This is a genomic window from Desulfobotulus mexicanus (assembly GCF_006175995.1).
Taxonomy (GTDB): domain Bacteria; phylum Desulfobacterota; class Desulfobacteria; order Desulfobacterales; family ASO4-4; genus Desulfobotulus; species Desulfobotulus mexicanus.
The window spans coordinates 60,806-79,425 of sequence record NZ_VDMB01000002.1 but is presented as its reverse complement, the minus strand read 5'-3'; the positions used below and the strand labels follow the sequence as shown (position 1 = coordinate 79,425).

The 18,620-nt window shown below is 50.3% G+C and carries 13 protein-coding genes; 6 read left to right on the top strand and 7 right to left on the bottom strand.

The features are described 5' to 3' along the window. Positions 1-13 precede the first annotated feature (13 nt). The 6 genes from gspN (at position 14) to FIM25_RS02285 (ending at position 8,796) form a co-directional block, all read left to right on the top strand. Positions 14-886 (top strand): type II secretion system protein GspN, encoded by an 873-nt coding sequence (gspN, locus tag FIM25_RS02310; RefSeq protein ID WP_139445893.1) that lies wholly within the window; start codon positions 14-16, stop codon positions 884-886. Positions 887-893: 7 nt separating this feature from the next. Beyond that, a complete protein-coding gene (gspC, locus tag FIM25_RS02305) occupies positions 894-1,760 on the top strand; it encodes a type II secretion system protein GspC (protein WP_139445891.1) in 867 nt (288 codons plus the stop codon). A gap of 35 nt (positions 1,761-1,795) precedes the next feature. Further along, the gene (gene gspD / locus FIM25_RS02300; protein ID WP_139445889.1) at positions 1,796-3,835 is read left to right on the top strand and encodes a type II secretion system secretin GspD; all 2,040 of its coding nucleotides are present in this window, start codon (positions 1,796-1,798) and stop codon (positions 3,833-3,835) included. Further along, positions 3,828-5,498: a type II secretion system ATPase GspE gene (gene gspE, locus FIM25_RS02295; protein WP_139445887.1), complete on the top strand. Its 1,671-nt coding sequence runs from the start codon at positions 3,828-3,830 to the stop codon at positions 5,496-5,498. Before gspD ends, gspE begins: the two co-directional genes overlap by 8 nt. Positions 5,499-5,830: 332 nt before the next feature. Then, positions 5,831-7,921, top strand: coding sequence for an elongation factor G (gene fusA / locus FIM25_RS02290; protein WP_139445885.1), 2,091 nt, complete (start codon positions 5,831-5,833; stop codon positions 7,919-7,921). Positions 7,922-8,256: 335 nt separating this feature from the next. Further along, positions 8,257-8,796, top strand: a complete 540-nt coding sequence (locus FIM25_RS02285; protein WP_139445883.1) for a DUF3334 family protein — start codon at positions 8,257-8,259, stop codon at positions 8,794-8,796. 151 nt (positions 8,797-8,947) lie between these two features. On the opposite strand, the gene FIM25_RS02280 is transcribed toward FIM25_RS02285, so the two are convergent. From FIM25_RS02280 to FIM25_RS02250, 7 genes are all read right to left on the bottom strand, one after another. Next, positions 8,948-9,979, bottom strand: a complete 1,032-nt coding sequence (locus FIM25_RS02280) for a M48 family metallopeptidase (RefSeq protein ID WP_139445881.1) — start codon at positions 9,977-9,979, stop codon at positions 8,948-8,950. After that, positions 9,979-11,343 carry a YjgN family protein gene (locus tag FIM25_RS02275; RefSeq protein ID WP_139445879.1) on the bottom strand — a complete coding sequence of 455 codons (1,365 nt, stop codon included), beginning with the start codon at positions 11,341-11,343 and terminating at the stop codon, positions 9,979-9,981. The genes FIM25_RS02280 and FIM25_RS02275 overlap by 1 nt, the downstream gene beginning before the upstream one ends. A 131-nt stretch (positions 11,344-11,474) precedes the next feature. Then, positions 11,475-11,672: a hypothetical protein gene (locus FIM25_RS02270; protein WP_139445876.1), complete on the bottom strand. Its 198-nt coding sequence runs from the start codon at positions 11,670-11,672 to the stop codon at positions 11,475-11,477. Positions 11,673-11,776: 104 nt separating this feature from the next. After that, complete coding sequence (gene purQ / locus FIM25_RS02265; RefSeq protein WP_139445873.1) at positions 11,777-12,583, bottom strand: phosphoribosylformylglycinamidine synthase I; 807 nt, start codon at positions 12,581-12,583, stop codon at positions 11,777-11,779. Continuing rightward, positions 12,580-15,585, bottom strand: a complete 3,006-nt coding sequence (locus FIM25_RS02260) for an AIR synthase-related protein (RefSeq protein WP_139445871.1) — start codon at positions 15,583-15,585, stop codon at positions 12,580-12,582. The genes purQ and FIM25_RS02260 overlap by 4 nt, the downstream gene beginning before the upstream one ends. A 438-nt stretch (positions 15,586-16,023) precedes the next feature. After that, the gene (rseP, locus tag FIM25_RS02255; RefSeq protein ID WP_139445869.1) at positions 16,024-17,364 is read right to left on the bottom strand and encodes an RIP metalloprotease RseP; all 1,341 of its coding nucleotides are present in this window, start codon (positions 17,362-17,364) and stop codon (positions 16,024-16,026) included. 103 nt (positions 17,365-17,467) lie between these two features. Beyond that, complete coding sequence (locus FIM25_RS02250; RefSeq protein ID WP_139445867.1) at positions 17,468-18,619, bottom strand: 1-deoxy-D-xylulose-5-phosphate reductoisomerase; 1,152 nt, start codon at positions 18,617-18,619, stop codon at positions 17,468-17,470. Between the last annotated feature and the right edge of the window lies 1 nt (position 18,620).

The window sequence follows — 18,620 nt, the reverse complement described above, 5'->3', positions numbered from 1 at the left end:
GGTGCCTGAGTAAATGAAGTCCTTTTTAAAGCTGAGCGCATGGCTATTCTATATTCTTGGAACAGTACTTTTTTTTGTCTATCTGCTGTTTCCGGCGGATGCCTTACGCATATTCGCGGAAAAAGAGCTGCACAAAAGAACAGGCGTGGTGTTTCAGGTAAGTAGTCTTTCCCTGGTTTTTCCTTTGAAAATTTCCATGGGAAACAGCACCATTGAGGGCAGAAAAGGTTTCAGTCTCAAGGCGGAAAAAGCAGATCTGAGTCCTTCCTTTACTGCCTTTTTCAGGGGACAGGCAGGGGGAAAACTCAGTCTTCGTACCCTCGGAGGTGATATTTCTGCTGTCATGCGCATGCCCATGTCTTCTCCCCTTGAGGCCAGAGGGCAGATGCAGCTTTCCAACCTGGATATGGATGCCCTTCTGGCCCTTTCTCCACAGCCGCTTCCCTTCGGAGTACAGGGACGGGTATCCGGGCGTTTCATCTGGGAGCCTGTGGAAGAAAAACTTGGAGTACGGGGAAATCTGGACATCAGCGGCGGGGATCTGCTTGTGGATTTTCCCATGGGTGAATTTCCAGCTATACGTTTAAACTCGGTTCAACTTGAAAGCCAGTTGGAAAAAGGACGTCTGGAAATAGAAAACATTCTGGTTTCAGGAAGTTTCGGTACCCTGCATCTTGCAGGAAGCATCACCGGAGTTCTGGGACCATCCGGCCGTCTCAATCTTTCCGGGGGTATTCGTCCGGATTCGGTCTTTTTACAGCAGCTGACCCGCATGGGGGGAATTGGTCCCATGGTCAGCAGGTTTGCAGGTCAGCGGGAAATACCCGTTCGCATTGCAGGAACCCTTGAAAGTCCGCAACTTACCCTTGCGGGCATACGGCTTTAGAGGCTCTATGGCAAAATATCTCTTTTTTTTATGGAACCTTCTGCTGGTTCCCATAGGCGCCTATGCTGCGGTATCTCTGGGATACGGTATGCTGTCTGAAAAGCTCCATGCCCGAACGGAACTGTCTGAAACTCTAACTCCGGATTCTGCGGAAATACTTCGGCCGGGGCGGGAGCATTCCCGGAAAGATGCGGCCGCCTATGCCGTAATTTATGAAAAAAATCTTTTCGGTACCCTTGCAACGAAAAAGGAAGAAGAAGCCCCTGCCATTGATCTGGATGCACTCAAACGTACCAGCCTTCGTTTAAAGTTGTGGGGCACCATTGCTTCTGAAAACAGCAGGCAAGCCTTTGCCGTTATTGAAGATACAACAAAAAGAGTGCAGGAACTCTACCGTGTGGGGGATAAAATTCAGGATGCCACGGTCCGCATGATTTTCCGGCAGAAGGTAGTGCTGACCCGCAGGGGCCAGGACGAGGTCCTGGAAATGGACCCCGAGGAAGGACAGCGGAGTGTGGATCCGGAAATACGCCAGCCGGCTTTTTCCGGAGCTGCAACCCAGGAAATTTCAAGACAGATGATTGATGAATCCATGCAGGATATCAATACTCTCATGCGCCAGATACGGATTCGTCCCAATTTTGAGGATGGAAAACCTGCGGGTCTGCGGGTGGACCGCCTGCGTTCGGATTCCATTTTCCGGGAGCTGGGCCTTGAAAACGGCGATGTGATCAAGGGAGTCAATGGCAGGGATATCCAGTCTGTGGATGATGCCCTGACCTTTTATGAGCAACTGAGAAATGCCACTTCCGTTTCCCTTCAGGTGGAACGCAGGGGTGCGCCCCAGACCCTTTCCTATACCATCAGAAACTGACGGGCACCTTGCCCGCCAATGGAGAGCCACAGCGGATGATTCTGACGCCAGTAAAATTTTTAAAAGCCCGATGCCTTTTGATGCCTTTTTTCTGTCTGCTGCTTTTTTTTGCGGCAACCTTTCCGGTTTATGGTGAAAGCAGGCAGGTAAACATTGATTTCAACGATGTGGAGATCACTGTTTTTATAAAATACATCAGCGAAGTTACAGGCAAAAACTTTGTAATTGATAACCGTGTGAGGGGCAAGATCACCATTGTTTCTCCGGGGGCGGTGAGTGTGGATGAAGCTTGGGACATTTTTGAATCCGTGCTGGATGTCCACGGCTTTGCAGCCATGCCCTCGGGAGGTATTTATAAAGTTGTAACCCAGCCCGATGCCCGGACCAAAGCAATGCACACCAATTTCGGAGATGCCTGGCTGACGGACAGCGATCGCCTGATCACCCAGATCATTCCCCTGCAGTACGCAGAACCCGAAGAGCTGCGCAGGCTCTTTGCCCCCCTTGTTTCCAAAACCAGCGTACTCCTGTCCTATGCCTCCAGCCGTATGCTAATCGTGACGGATGTGGAATCCAACATTCGTAGAATCCTTGAAATTGTAAAGTATATTGATGTGAGGGACAAGGGCAGGGAGATCCGCATTCTTACCCTGGCCCATGCTGATGCCGCAGAGCTGGTCAGTACCCTTGAAGCCGTATTCCGTCAGACCCGCCGGGAGGAAGGCAGGAGTGTCACTGAAGATACTGTGAAATTTGTTGCTGATAAAAGGACCAATACGCTGATTATTCTGGCCAGTATGGTGGATCTGGAACGGGTGGTGCCCCTTGTGGAAAAGCTGGACAGTGCCCTGCCCAAGGGCCGGGGCAGGGTCCATGTGTATTACCTTGAAAATGCCGTATCCGAAGACCTTGCCAAAGTACTCCAGAGCATGGTGGGCAGAGGAGGAGCAGCAGGCAGCACAACAGCTGGTGGAACTGAGACTGTGGTCTCTTCCAATGTCACCGTAACTTCGGATCAGGCCACCAACAGTCTTGTGATCATGGCCAATCAGGGGGACCATGCGGTACTGGCCGATGTTATAAACCGCCTGGATATTCCGCGGGCCATGGTGCTGATTGAGGCTCTGATTGTGGAAGTTGCCGTCAGCAGTACCTTTGGACTGGGTACGGAGTGGGCAGCAGGAGACACCTTTTCCAAAGGTAATGCCGATGCGGCCTTTGGTGGCGGTTTTTCAGGAACCGGCGGGACCTCTGCCTGGTCCAGCACCCTTGGCATGGCAAAAACGGGCATGCTGCCCAGCGGTTTTTCCGTAGGTGTGGCCGCAGCCCCCCTTGTTCTGAAGTCCGGTGGCAGGGAAATATCCTTTCCCAATCTTGGTGCTGTTATTCAGGCCTTTGCCTCAGACAGAAATTCCCACATTTTAGCTACGCCCCAGATCACCACCCTTGATAACAGGGAGGCCAGCATCACCGTGGGCAGGAATATCCCCTACCTGATCAGATCCGCCACCGGTGACAATACCTACAACAATTATGAATACAAAGATGTAGGCGTGCAGTTGAAAATTACGCCGCAGATCAGCAAGGAAGGACTGATCCGCCTGGATATTTCCCAGGAAGTGACAAGACTTCTCTCTGCCGCAGGAAATCTCAACGAACTGCCCACCACCCTTAAGCGCAGCATTGATACAACGGTACTGGTACGGGATCGCAATACCGTTGTCATAGGTGGTTTAATTGATGACAGTTTTTCAGAATCCACATACAAGGTTCCCTGTCTGGGAGATATTCCCGGGCTTCGCATGCTTTTCAGCAGCAGGGGGAGAGAGCAGGAAAAAACCAATCTCTTTGTTTTTATCACTCCCCATATCATCCGTACCGTAGAGGATGGTAATCGTCTTACAGGAGACCGGCTGGAGACTATCAATGAACTCTCCCCCACGGTTATTCCCCTTTACGAAAAGAATCAGAAAAACAAAACAATGCCGCCACCCATGCCGATGCCCAAGGAGCCTGCACCAGCTGAGAGCTCAGCACCCGAAACCGGAGAAGGTGAAGGAAGTTCTGATGCGTGAGTCTCTGGTGGAAAAACTGGCACTTTCCCTGGGATGCCGCAGGGAGCTTGTCACAGATCTTCTGCATCAGACTGAAGAAGGGCTGGTGGAGGGCCTGCTGAAAAACCGGGCCGGAGATGAAGAAGCTGTGCTCATGGCGGTTTCCGCTGCCTTTGGTATTCCATTTCTTCGGCAACCGGAGCTGGATACAGGAGAAATGGAATTTGCACGAAAGATCCCCATTCAATTTTTAAAACGGCACCTGCTTCTTCCCCTTATACATGAGAAGAAGGTTGCCATGCATGACCCTGCATCCCTTGAGGCAGCAGGTGATCTATGCCCCCTTCTGGGTATTGGTCCCCTTTCTCCGGTGCTGGCCCCTAAAGCCCGCATCCTTGCCGCCATCAACCGGGCCTATGATGAGACCAGGGGATCTGTGGAAGAGCTGGCCCAGAATCTGGATGAAGAATCCGGAGAATCCATACTTAGCGAGATTGAAGAAGCTGCAGACCTTCTCGATGACAACAATGATGCCCCTATTATCAAGCTGGTGAACCATATAATCGCTCAGGCCGTTAAAGCCAATGCCTCGGATATTCACATTGAGCCATATCAGGACCGTTTTGTGATCCGTTACCGTATGGACGGTATGCTTTATGAGCTGATGCGACCTGCCAAATGGATGCAGTCACCGCTGGCTTCCCGAATTAAAATCATGGCAAAACTCAATATTGCTGAAAAGCGATTGCCCCAGGATGGCCGTCTGGAGGTGAAAATCGGGGGACAGTCCGTGGATGTACGTATCTCCACGGTTCCCACGGCATTCGGTGAAAGGGTGGTCTTACGTCTGCTCAACAAGGCCAACACCCTGCTTGGCCTTTCGGATTTCGGCATGTCAGAGGATACCTATGCTGCCCTCAACCGCCTCATCCATCTTCCCAACGGTATAATTCTGGTTACCGGTCCCACGGGGAGCGGCAAAACAACTACCCTGTATGCAGCCCTGGCAGAAATCAACCGCGAGGATGTAAATATTGTAACCATTGAGGATCCTGTGGAATACCGGATTTCCGGCATAGGTCAGATTCAGGTGAATCCTAAAATAGGGCTTACCTTTGCCAAGGGTCTGCGCTCCATTGTGCGTCAGGATCCGGATGTGATTCTTGTCGGGGAAATCCGGGATCAGGAAACAGCTGAAATAGCAGTGCAGTCTGCCCTGACAGGGCATCTGGTTTTTTCCACCCTGCATACCAATGATTCGGCCAGTGCCATTACCCGCCTTGTGGATATAGGTATTGAACCCTTTCTCATTGCTTCGGCCGTCAAGGCGGTTATGGCCCAGCGTCTGGTGCGTATCCTCTGCCCGGAGTGCAAGGCTGCCTATCAGCCCCTTCCCGAGGAAATTGATACCCTGGGGCCGGATGCGGAATGTCTCAGGGGGCATGAGCTTTATCAGCCCAGAGGATGCCCTGCCTGTTTGCAGTCAGGATACAAGGGCCGCATGAGCATTTACGAGATCATGGAGATGGACAGTACCCTGAAAAAGCTGGTATTAAAAACATCGGACTCCAATCCCATCCAGAATGCAGCTGTGAGAGCTGGAATGATCACCCTGCGTAAAGACGGTATCAGGAAAATCAGGGAAGGTCTTACCACCATTGCCGAAGTGCTGCGGGTGACCTGAATGAAAAAATATTTGACACAACAGAATATTGCAATTAAAATACACTGATTTTGTTTTAAGGTCATCTTTCTCCTTAAAGCTCTTAAAAGGGAGGACGATGATTTTTTTATGGTTCCGAACCCCCCCTCAAGACCGGCATGAAGATTTCGGTACGGGCGGTTCTTAAATTGCCGCTTTCGTGTCAGGTTTCTTTGTTTCATTCCGGATCATCTTTAATGGAATCCAAACAGAACAACTGTATCCTGGCCACAAATTTCGATTATGGTTATGCCTGATGGGCAGACACCATGATCAAACAACCTTATTTTTTGTTTTTCAAGGATTCGGTAAAAATGAAATACGATATCCAGAAAGTCCGGAACATCGGCATCAGCGCCCACATTGACTCCGGTAAGACCACCCTTTCCGAGCGCATTCTGTACTTTACCAAAAGAATTCACGCTATCCATGACGTCAAAGGTAAAGACGGTGTGGGTGCCACCATGGACTCCATGGAACTGGAGCGTGAACGTGGTATCACCATTGCCTCAGCAGCCACCTTCTGTGAGTGGAAGGGCCACGACATCAACCTCATTGACACACCGGGCCATGTGGACTTCACCATTGAAGTGGAACGTTCTCTCCGGGTTCTAGATGGTGCCATCCTTGTTCTCTGCTCCGTTGGCGGCGTTCAGTCCCAGTCCATTACGGTGGACCAGCAGATGAAACGCTACAACGTACCCTGCATCGCCTTTGTAAACAAATGTGACCGCACCGGTGCCAGTCCCGACCGTGTCATCTCACAGCTCAGGGAAAAACTGGGGCACAATGCCTGGTCCATGCAGATTCCCATAGGCCTTGAAAACGACCACATAGGTGTTGTGGATCTCATCACCATGAAGGCTTTCTATTTTGATGGTGACAATGGCGATGACATCCGTGAGGAAGAAATCCCTGCGGATCTTCTGGAAAAAGCAAAACAGAAACGTGAAGAACTCATTGATGCGGCCTCCCTTTTTTCCGATGAACTGACCGAAGTCATTCTTGAAGAAGGCGAAGTCACCAATGAAATGCTGATGGATGCCATCCGTCAGGGCACCCTGCTGCGTCAGATGACTCCTGTATTTATGGGTTCTGCTTATAAAAACAAAGGTGTTCAGCTCCTTCTGGATGCCGTCACTGCCCTTCTGCCTGCGCCTCCCGATGTCAGAAATGAGGCCCTTGACCTCGACAATGCGGAAGAACCCATTGTTCTTGCATCTGAAACGGAAAAACCCGTTGTGGCCCTGGCCTTTAAACTGGAAGACGGTGCCTATGGTCAGCTGACCTATCTGCGTGTCTATCAGGGCATACTGGAAAAAGGTTCCACGGTTATCAATGTGCGTACCGGTAAAAAAATCAAGGTGGGCCGTCTTGTGCGTATGCATGCGGATCAGATGGAAGAAATCGACAAGGTTCCAGCCGGCATGATCGGCGCCATTTTCGGCGTAGACTGTGCTTCCGGAGACACCTTTGCCGATCCTTCCGTCAACGTTTCCCTGACCTCCATGTTTGTTCCCAAGCCTGTTATCTCCCTGTCCATTATTCCCAAGGACAACAAGGCACAGATCAACATGTCAAAAGCCCTGAACCGCTTCACCAAGGAAGACCCCACCTTCAACACCTTTGTGGATGATGAAACCAACGAAACCATCATCGAGGGCATGGGCGAGCTTCATCTGGAAGTATACGTGGAGCGCATGAAGCGGGAATACAAGGCGGAAGTAGAAACTGGCAAGCCCCGCGTTGCCTACCGTGAAACCATCCTGCAGAAAGCCGAATTCAACTATACCCACAGAAAACAGACCGGTGGTTCCGGCCAGTATGGTCGTGTTGCCGGTTATATGGAGCCCCTTGAAGACGGTGAATTTGAATTTGTAAACAATGTCACCGGTGGTGCCATTCCCACCAACTTCATTCCAGCCTGTGAAAAAGGTTTTAAAGCCTGCATGACCAAGGGTCCATCCCTGGAATTCCCCGTTACCGGTGTCCGGGTTGTCATCAATGACGGTGCCTCCCATGCGGTGGACTCCTCTGAAATGGCTTTCCAGGCTGCTGCCCGCGGTGCCTTCCTTGAAGGCTACGCAAAAGCCAAACCTACGGTGCTGGAGCCCATCATGAAGGTGGTTGTGGAAACACCTAACGAGTTCCAGGGCAATGTCATGGGAACCATAAACCAGCGCAGGGGCATGATTGTAGGTTCTTCAGATGAAGGCCCCATGTCCATCATTGAGGCACAGGTTCCTTTGGCTGAAATGTTCGGCTACTCCACAATTCTCCGTTCCGGCACCCAGGGCAAGGCCCAGTTTACCATGGAATTTGCCACCTACCGTCAGGTACCTGTGTCCGTTATGGAAGATATTCGTAAAGAAGTGGAAGAGCTGAAGAAAAAAAGAGGCAAATAGTACCAGAACAAAAACCTGATGGGATTGCACATCTTCATCCGGTTGATATGCCTGTCTGTCCTCCCCTTGCCGGGAAGGACAGACAGTGCCTCAGGTCCGGCCATGCTGCGGACCTTTTTTTATACGCTAAAAATTTTAGCAGCCACCCACAGGTTCTGAAAACATTCAAAAAATACTGCTATATTTTTCTTTTTCCTGTTTTTCCTTGGAAACCCATGCCTTCTTACGTTATGATCCCCTACATTTAACTTTTACCTTAAGGATTCAGTTCATCTGTTAAAACAGGATTCAGACAGAGACCAGTCCTCACAAAACCAGGGAAAGGAAATCCTTGTATGGATACGGAAAAAAATCTTTCCACCATTGATCAGATAGCCCTCATACTCTGCAAAGCGACCCGCCATGTGCTGGAATCCAGCACAAAACTTCCCATCAAATACTCCACAACCTTTCAGGAAATCCCAAAAGTTACCATGAAGCCAGAAATTGGCTGCTTTGTGCAGTTTACGGGAGACTACAACGGCCTTGTGGTCATGAATTTTTCTGCAGGTGCCTCCATGGAACTCTACAGCAAATACATGACCCGTATGGGAATTCCCGAGGATGAGCTTGCAAGGGATTACACCTCCAACGAGGTAGCGGACAGCATAGGAGAGATGACCAATCAGATCATGGGGCTTCTCATGCGTACAGTGGAAGACAAATTTCAGCTCTCAAGTTTCTGTGGTCAGCCCAAAGCCCTGGCCCTTAACTCAGCCATAACCCTGATTCTGGACTGCGATTACAGAGACAACCGCCGCATGGTTTTCCATGTGGACGGAAAAAAATTTCATATTGAGCTGGCACTGGAAAAAACCGAATTCATCCAGACCTGAAAAACCGGATAGCCATACGGTGGATACGCTTAAAAAGCCTCCGCAAGCTTGCTTGCCGGAGGCTTTTCCATTGAATCTACATGGTGAAGGGTGCCTAATGCCTGGCAGCAGGCGGATAATATCCGCCACCCCTGAAATATCTCAATCCTTATCAGGGTAAAGCAAAACCCATGGCTTCCAAACGTTCTTCCAGAAGCGGATGTGTGGATAGCCAGCCCTGCCAACGGCTCTCCTTATCCGACCTGCCCCCTTCTTCATGCAAACGAACCAGCAGACGGGCAAAGCCCTCCGCATCTTTTCCCTGAAAAGCCAGCCACTCCATGGCATAGGCATCCGCTTCCCGCTCAAAGGCCCTTGAGTAGGCCATCTCCGTTACCAGCACCGGCAACCCCATAAAAAGTTCTGCAACGCCGCTGCCATCCCCGGCTAAGCCCATCAGAAGAAAAGCAAGCATACTGTCCTGAATCACCCGCCTTGCGGCATGCTGATGAACACCATGTCCAATTTCATGGGCAAGCACAGCCTCCAGGCCATCAGGATTATCTTCCGCAAGCCGGATCAGTTCATCGCTAACAACAATCATATTTCCAGGAAGTGCAAAGGCATTGGCACCAAGCTGTCCGCCTTTCCGGAAATAAAGCTGAAAGTCTGGATGGGCATCCCAAAGATCTTTGAATTCATTTATAATTTTTTCCTGTTTTTCAAAAGATAAATCGGAAGGTGAAAAAACCATCCGGTCCAGAGTTTTCAGGGTATTTTCTCCGGCACTATGCAGGACACCCGGCGGCAGACGCAGGGCAATTTCCCTTGCAAGCAGGGGCGCACCATATCGAAAAGACAGAAAAACCGTCGCCATTACAAATAGCAGAGCAAGGCATACCCAGATCCAGCGGGATTCCAGCATATGCACAAAACGCCAGAATGCTCCATTTTTCATGGATACCTGAAGAGCATCCATGGCCCCATGTTCCTCTGTTTCAAAAAGGCCGCCACAGGGCAAGTTAAAACTCCTGTGAACTCTGCCCATATGCGGTGCAAATACAAGCTCCGAAATATGAGCTTCTGCCATGGAGTTACCCTCAGCATCTTCCATACGGATACGCTCCGTCTCAGGCAGATAAACAAGACGGGCAATTTTTGCCGCAGAACTTCTGCCATCATAGAACAAGCCGGAAATGTTCATTATACTCCAAAATCAAAATCCATAAAATCAGCAGCTTCCTCACCCAGAGAAGCCACACGCTTTTCTTCTCCCGCAAGAAAATGTTCCAGAGATCCGGCGGCAAGAAAAGCCATATGATCTGCCTTGTAGCGTGCAATCCTTACCTTTGCCCAGGGATGAAAAAACCCAAGGGTTAGAACAGTCAGCAGAGTATTCACACCAAGGATGATCATATACTCAAAAACCTTAAGATCCGCCTCAAAACCATGCCCGGAAAGAAGAGCTGCGCCATAAAAAATATTGGTAGTCTTTACCGCATACCATGACATAAAAAAAAGATACAAAAATGCCATGAAAAGAAAAATGAACAGAGACGAGAAAAAAAACATTCCTCCCGGAATAAAGATAGTCTTAACCATAGAATACAAAACAAATAAAATACCTGCAAAGACACATAGCATTATGAAAAGGGGCAGGGTCAGAGAAAGAAACATCCGGTAATAATCACGGACCGCAGCATGGAAGGAAAAACGGGTGCTTCCGTAAGAGCTGCCAGCTATAAGAAAACGATGCTGCTGAAACACAACAAAGGGCCACAAAAGTCCCAGGGTCAGAATACCCGCAAGGGGCCACAGGATATAGGCTTTGGCCGCCCCCCAGACCCTGCCATGAAATGCAAAGCGGATGTTCCGGTAGCTGGAATTCCTAGCATTGAATGCCAGGGACCGGACAATGATCCATGGGAAAAAAAACAGAAATAAAACTGCAAAGCCAATGGCTATGAAAGAATTCAGGCTGGATGTAAACGAATAAACCGCAAAGACAGCAACCACAACAATGCGGCCGATGAGAATTTTCACAGGGTCCGCAAGATAGGCAAATCCCTTTTTATCAAGGTGAGTATTCATATAAAAATAACGCCTGCGCCTCACCTTAGCCCAGGCGGAATATATTCCAAGGGTCAGTATGGACAGAAGAAGATTAACAATCCAGATACGGAAATACTCAGCCCCGCTGCCATGGAAGGAAAAGGGAAGACGCTGCAGGACCTCCTGCTTCCCGTCAGGAGCACTGGCATCGTCTCCACCGCCTGTTCCACCCCTTCCCGCATCCGGAGGAGGCAGAACTTCTGCATCCAGTCCCTGATCCAGCAAAGGCTCAAGAACCACCTCCATACCCGCTTTGCGCAGGGCATTGACATAATCTGCTGCTGCCTCCTCCGTCAGGCCCCTTTTCAAAACCACCCTCGGACTTTGGATAAGATTTTCTGCTGTCTGTAAAGGAAGACCGAACATGCGGGAGAGACGATCCGCCACATCCTCAGGCTTGTGCCCGTCCATCAGACGGCCCTGAAAAACCACATCAAAACGAAGCTGGCTCATCATCTTTCCCTCTTTTAAATTTCATTACAGCTACCATGCTGGCAGATCAGACCAAAAAACACCTTACGCAAAAAAAAAGCCTTTCCACAAGGCTGCGGAAAGGCTTTCGTTACATCACACAGAAAAATCAAAAATTAATGATTGCCCCGGGCAAAGCCTTCAATCCAGAGAATATTGGCAAAATAAGCGGGAAAACCCAAAAATACACCACCCAGAAGATACCGGGCACCCTCTGCCGTACCAATACCTGCGTTGAGACCAAGAACAGTAAGAACCAGAGCCAGCCAAACAAGGGCATTCAGCACACTGGGCTTAATGGGAAGAAACTCCATTGTCTTTCTCCTTTTTCTTTTCTGATGGGGTTAGAATCTTTATTTATCTTCGTTTTGAATCAATTTTCAGCTCATTTGTCAAGGCTGGTATTAAAAATACTGCCTTATTTTTTAAAAAAAGCCACGGCATTCCTGAATATATTTAAACCCGGCAGATCTTTTTCCTGTAAAACACAGCCTTCAGCCTTCAGCCTTGTCCAGTCCGGATGATGTGTAAAATGGGTAAAGGCTTCCGGATGGGGCATGAGTCCAAAAACCCTGCCCGTGGGATCACAGATGCCTGCAATATCATTCACCGCACCATTGGGATTCAAGGGAAATGCACCACGGGCAGGACTGCCTTCCCTTCCTGCATAGCGCAGGACCACCTGACCTGAGTTCTCAAGCCTGTCAATAACTTCAGGAGCCGCATAGAACTTACCCTCTCCATGGCGTACTGGCAAAGGCAGATAATCCATTCCCCTGGTAAAAATACAGGGGCTTGCCTGATTCACGGAAAGATCCACCCACTGATCCCGGAAATTCCCGCAGTCATTATGCAAAAGTGCCACTTCCCTGCGGGTGTAGTCCCCGTCAAAACCAGGCAGAAGCCCTGTATTGACCAGAGTCTGAAAACCGTTGCATATGCCCATGACAAGGTTGCCTTCGGCAATAAAACGCCGGATACGATCTCCAAGGCCGGTCATAATACGCACGGCCTGTACCACACCGGCACCATGATCATCCCCCCAGCTGAATCCGCCACCAAAAACAAGAATCTGATAATCTTCCAGACGCTCATCTCCGCCGATCAGGCTGTTGATGTGTACCCTCTCAGGGGCAGCGCCTGCCATTTCAAAGGCATGGGCCGTTTCCATATCACAATTGAGGCCATAGCCCGTCAGAACCAGAACCTTTACCTGCCTTGTCATATCCGATCTCCGAAAGGCTGTTTAAAGCTTTGTTTGAGGTCTGCCACACAGGTGTTAACCAGCTCTTTTCCCTGCCGCCCGCATATGCGCAGAATGTCATTTTCCATAACTTCCCCGATACATACACAGGGAAAGCCATCAAAGAGTTCCGTAAAGGTCTTTTCCTTTTCCCTGGGCACTGTCACCAGCATACGACCACAGGATTCGGAGAAAAGAAGAATGTCCTCCCGCTCCAAAGGAATCTCCCCCCTTATTTTCACCCGCCCAAGATCCACATTGAGACCACGGCATCCTGCCATGGCAACAAGGGCAAGGTGTACACCCAGCCCCCCCCGGGCAAGGGCATGGGCACTGTTCACAAGCTCATTTTTAATGGCCTTTTCAAGGGCCTGATACAGGGGCAGAAAAATCTCAGGATAAACCTCAGGCACATTAAGTCCCACATAGCCCATCCATTCATAATATTCCGAACCACCCAGCTCATTGGCCGTTTCTCCTAAGAGATAAAGCCGGTCTCCGGGATTTTTCACATCCATGCTCTGGCAAAGCCAGACATTCTCAACCATGGCAGTTGCGGAAAACTGCAGGGTCTCCAGACCGGATACCTTACGGGTTTCTCCGAAAGGCCCCTGCAGATGACCATCCACATACATGGAATCCTTACCCGAGAGAAGGGGAATCTGATAGGCCTCACACATGGCCTGCAAAGTCTTGCAGGAGCGCACCAATTGGGCAGCCTTGAAACGGCCATCGGGATTTTTATCAGGATGATACTGGATATCCGGCCAGCAGAAATTATCCACACCGCCCATTTCAGAAAGTCCACCACCTACGGCCAGAAGCCTGCGTACGGCCTCATCAATCACCGCTGCTGTCATGGCTCCGGCATCAATCTGAGAATAGGTGGGAAGCAGGGTCTGGGTAAAGGCAATACCCCTTTCGGAATCCAGAACCGGACGAATCACCGCCGCATCCGAAGGAATATCCCTCTCTTTGCCCACAAGGGGCTTGATAACGGAATTTGCCTGCACCTCATGGTCATACTGCCGGACAATCCATTCCTTTGAGGCAATATTGGGCCTTGCAAGCAGGGTTTTCAAAAGACCATTATAATCCAAGGGTGCACCGACGACAGGCTCATAAATTCCCCTAAGTTTCGGAGGAATCCACTCACAGTCAAATTCCCACTGGGGAAAACCCTCTTCCAGAAGATCCATATGAATCCAGGCAACGGTTTTCCCCTTCCAGGTGATTTCCAGATATCCCGTATCCGTATAGGTACCGATAACGGTACTTTCCACGGCATGTTTTTCAGAAAGAGCCATAAAGGTCTCAAGATGCTCCGGTTTCACGGAAACGGTCATCCGCTCCTGGGACTCGGACACCCAGATTTCCCACTGATCCAGTCCCTCATACTTCAGGGGCACCTTATCCAGTTCCACGGTACAGCCACCTGCAAAACGGGCGGATTCCCCTATGGAAGAAGAAAGCCCCCCACCGCCGTTGTCAGTTATAAAGGCAATGAGACCTGCATCCCTGGCCTCCAGTAGAAAATCATGCATCTTCTTCTGGGTATAGGGGTCTCCGATCTGTACATGCCCTGCAGGCGTATGGGCACTGAAGGTTTCCGAAGAAGCAGTGACACCGTGGATGCCGTCCTTACCCACACGGCCTCCGCACATGATAATGTGTTCACCGGGGCTGGTGGTCTTTTCATGGCCCGGTACACCTGCCACGGTTTTTGGCATGATGCCCAGAGCCGTCACAAAGACAAGGCATTTTCCCATATAACCGGAATGGAAAGTCACCTGACCAAAAGGCGTGGGAACGCCAGACTTGTTTCCACCATCCCTCACTCCTTCCACCACACCATCCAGAATACGGCGGGGATGCAGGCGAGGCTTCAGCGGACCGTCATAATCCAGATCACCCAGACAGAAACCGTAACTGCCCATAATCAGACGGGCACCCTTACCCGTACCAAGCGGATCTCTGTAAACGCCCACAATACCGGTAATGGCACCGCCATAGGCCTCCATGTTGGAGGGTGAATTGTGGGTTTCTCCTGTAATGACATAGTTCCATTGGTCATCAAAACGGGCGGCACCGGCATTGTCCCAGAGAACGGAAACAACCCAGTCCTTTTCCTTCTGCATTTTAAGGGTGGGATTCTGTATGCAGGTCTTGAAGAGGTTATCGATGACCTCAAGCTCACCGGTTTCCACATCCCTGTACCGGAAAAGTCCACGGAAGGTATTGTGATTGCAATGGTCACTCCTGCCCTGGGCAATATATTCAATTTCTATGTCAGTTGGCTGTTCCAGCCCCTTTTCCCTTCGCAGAGCCAAGGTATCCGGATTGAGAAAATACCTGCGTATCACAGGAACGTCATTGGGGTTCAGGGCAAGATTTCTCGCCTGACTTACAGCCTGAAGGGAGGCATCACTGTCTATGGGAATGTTGGTGACTTCGGGTTCATGGTTCAGACGAACCTTGGGAAGGATCAGCCCGACTCCTTCTTTCACATCCCAGCTTTCCTTAGTAAAAACCTTCCACTGCTGAATAATATCATTGGCCAGAAGCTCACCTGCAATGCGGTCCATGAGCTTTTCCGTCAGCCCTTTTCCCTTTATACAGTAGCGTCTGGAAGTATACACCGTATCATCAGGCCCGAAGGTGCGGCCCAGCACATCGGACAATGCTTCCATGGCCGTAGCCCCGGCATTATCCCGGACACCGGGCCTGAACCCCACCCATATGCAGCCGTCAAAATCCAGATCCAGCGGCTCAAAGGAAGCCTGCTGACTCACGGGATTACAGAAAATCCGGTCTCTGGCCAGTATGCATTCCGCCTCCGTCAGCTCAGCATCAAAGGTAAGAATCCTTATACAACGAACCGAATCCAGTTCGATACCGAACACATCCTTCACCTTTTTCTGCAGGGCCAGGCCCTCGGCATCTTCCAGCTCCGGCTTCAGGGTGATTTCTAATCTTGCCTGCATATTATCTCTTTTCCTTGTTCACAGAATCGTAACTGTTTAGCACAGTTTTCCAAGTACCATACCTGCAAGACAAATGCACAGGCCCCAGGCTATTTGCCCGTGACGCAATCTTATTCTTAGAGCTTCTTGCCCTGTGCGGAAGCGGCAAAAACTCCCCGCCATAGGCAGAATAAGCTTTTTGATTACCATGGCAGGCTTAAGCACGCTGCCTTGTGGCTGCTCAGACAATTTGCCGCTTCTTTCGCACAGGCCTGCAAAGCTCTGATCCGAAACGATTGCAATGTCACTTGCAAATAGCCACGGAGCCTTGCAATAGTACGAAGCTGCTGCAACTACAGCTTTGGCAGTTCGGAATAAACGGTACTTAATAATTACACAGCATCTTGAAATATGGGTATCAAGGTCAAAAACTTAAAAATTGTTCATGCTCCTTTACCGTCATCCCTGAAACAGACGCAGAATATCATTATAAAAAGCAAAGACCATTAAACTTAAAAGAAGAAAAATACCCACCTGCTGGGCAACTTCCCGGCCCCGGGTGCTGACGGGTTTTCCCCGGATAAGCTCAATGGTGTAAAAAAGCAAGTGCCCCCCGTCCAGAACGGGAATGGGCAGAAGATTCAAAAGGGCCAGATTCACGCTGATGACAGCAATAAAGGCCAGAAGGTGGGCAATCCCTTTACTGGCCTCGCTTCCGGCCATCTGGGCAATGAAAATGGGACCTCCCAGATTGTCCCTGGACAGACTGCCCTTGACCATACGGGCCAGGGCAATACCCGTCACCTTGACAATTTCTCCTGTCTGCCTTGTTCCTTCCAGCATGGCACCAAAAAAGCCCAAATGGCTGGCCCTGGCATAAGGCTCCGGAGAAATCCCCACCACATGGCGGGTCACTTTTCCTCCCATGCCATCTTCCATGGTCTCTTCCCTTGCCTGCAGGTGAAGACGGATCAGTTCCCCGGCCCTCTCTACTTCCAGCTCCATGGACTCACCTCTGGATGCCTGAATTCTTCCTGCCATCTGCATCCAAGTGTTCACGGGTTCACCATTGATACGCAAAACCATGTCTCCGGACTTAAGTCCGGCATCCTCTGCGGGAAAACCGGGATTCACAAAACCGATCACCGCAGGAACAAAGGGATTTGCACCAATGCCCGTCCGCATCACGGTAGCACCAAGGGCATCCCTTGTGGGCATGGGTTCAGGGAAAACCATGATTTGCCTTTTATCCCCTGCCCTGTCTATTTCAAAAACCAGCCCGTCCCGGCCCGAGTAGCGTTTAATCCGCTTCTGAACATCCTCCCAGGTATCCACAGCCCTGCCATCCACACTGAGTACAAGATCTCCGGTGCGAAGACCCGCAGAAGCCGCCGGTGAATCAGAAACAATATCCCCCACCACAGGATCCATCACAGGAAGACCGTACCAGAAAACAAGGCCCCAGAGAAAAATCACAGCCAGCAGGAGATTAAAAAAAGGTCCCGCCGCCACAATGAGCATCCGCTTCCATACGGGCTTGTGTGTAAAAGATAAGGGAATATCCTCTGCGGGCAGTTCTGCGCCTGGCTCGTCTCCCACCATTTTTACATAGCCACCCAGAGGAATGGCGGAAATACGAAAATCCGTCCGTCCGGACTTCCATCCGGCAAGACGCGGACCAAAACCGATGGAAAAACGCTCAACCCCTACTCCCAGCAAACGCGCCAGAAGATAATGGCCCAGCTCATGGATAAAAATAAGAACACTCAAGACCACCAGAAATGATAAAAGGCTGGTCATGGAACCTCCGAATGCCAGAAATTATGTGCAACTGTTCTGTATAAAGGTAAGTCCTTATATACTCATGAAAGTAATCATCTGCTCTTTAATCTTAGAAAAACATTCAAAAACTACAGATCAAAGACAGGGCTGTCTGCCTGGCTCCGGCATCAGCCTGCAAAAGATCCTCCAGGTCTTTGACATTCCTATTCTCAGTGCGCATCAGAGTTTCGGCAATGAGCTCGGAAATTCGGGTAAAGGGAATGCGGCCCTGTAAAAAAGCATCCACAGCCACTTCATTGGCAGCATTCAGGACAGCAGGAAAAATCCCCCCTTCACGGGCAGCATCAAAGGCAAGGCCTAGGCAGGGAAAGCGTTCCAGATCCGGGGCCTCCATGCGCATATCCAGATCAGAAAAATCCGGCAAAGGCAGATTCAGGGGCAGCCGATCAGGCCAGGATAAAGCGAGGGCAATGGCCCCTTTCATGTCAGGAATTCCCATCTGTGCCATCACCGTACCATCACAAAAGGCAACCATGGAATGCACAATGCTCTGGGGATGCACCACCACATCAATTTTTTCCACGGGAACTGAAAAAAGATGCATGGCCTCAATGACTTCCAGTCCCTTATTCATCAGGGTGGCGGAATCTATGGATATTTTTTTGCCCATATTCCATGTGGGGTGGGCAAGGGCATCTTCGGGCCTTATATCTTTAAAACTACTTTTATGGCGGGTTCTGAAGGGGCCTCCGGATGCCGTGAGCAGAAGCTTTGCCACATCCCTTTCCCTTTGACCGGAAAGACACTGGAACACAGCGGAATGCTCACTGTCCACGGGAAGGATATCCACTCCCCGCTGGCGGGCCAGGGGCATCAGGAGTCCACCAGCCACAACAAGGGATTCCTTATTAGCAAGGGCAAGGGTCTTTCCCGCATCCACAGCGGCCATGGTGGGCAGAAGGCCTGCTGCTCCGACAATGGCGGCAACCACGGTATCCACTTCCGGATGGGTAGCCGCAGCAACATACCCGGCATCACCGTAAAGAATTTCAATACCCTGGGCAAAACCACTCTTTTTCAGTGCAAGGGCTCCAGCCTCCGTACGCAGAATCACCACAAGGGGTTTCAGCAGAACAATCTGCTCACAGAGAAGATCAACATTGTCCCCCGCCGCAAGGACAATGGCCCTGTAACGGTCCGGAAACCTGCGGACTATTTCCACCACATTACAGCCGATGGAGCCTGTACATCCCAAAATACAAAGATTTTTCATG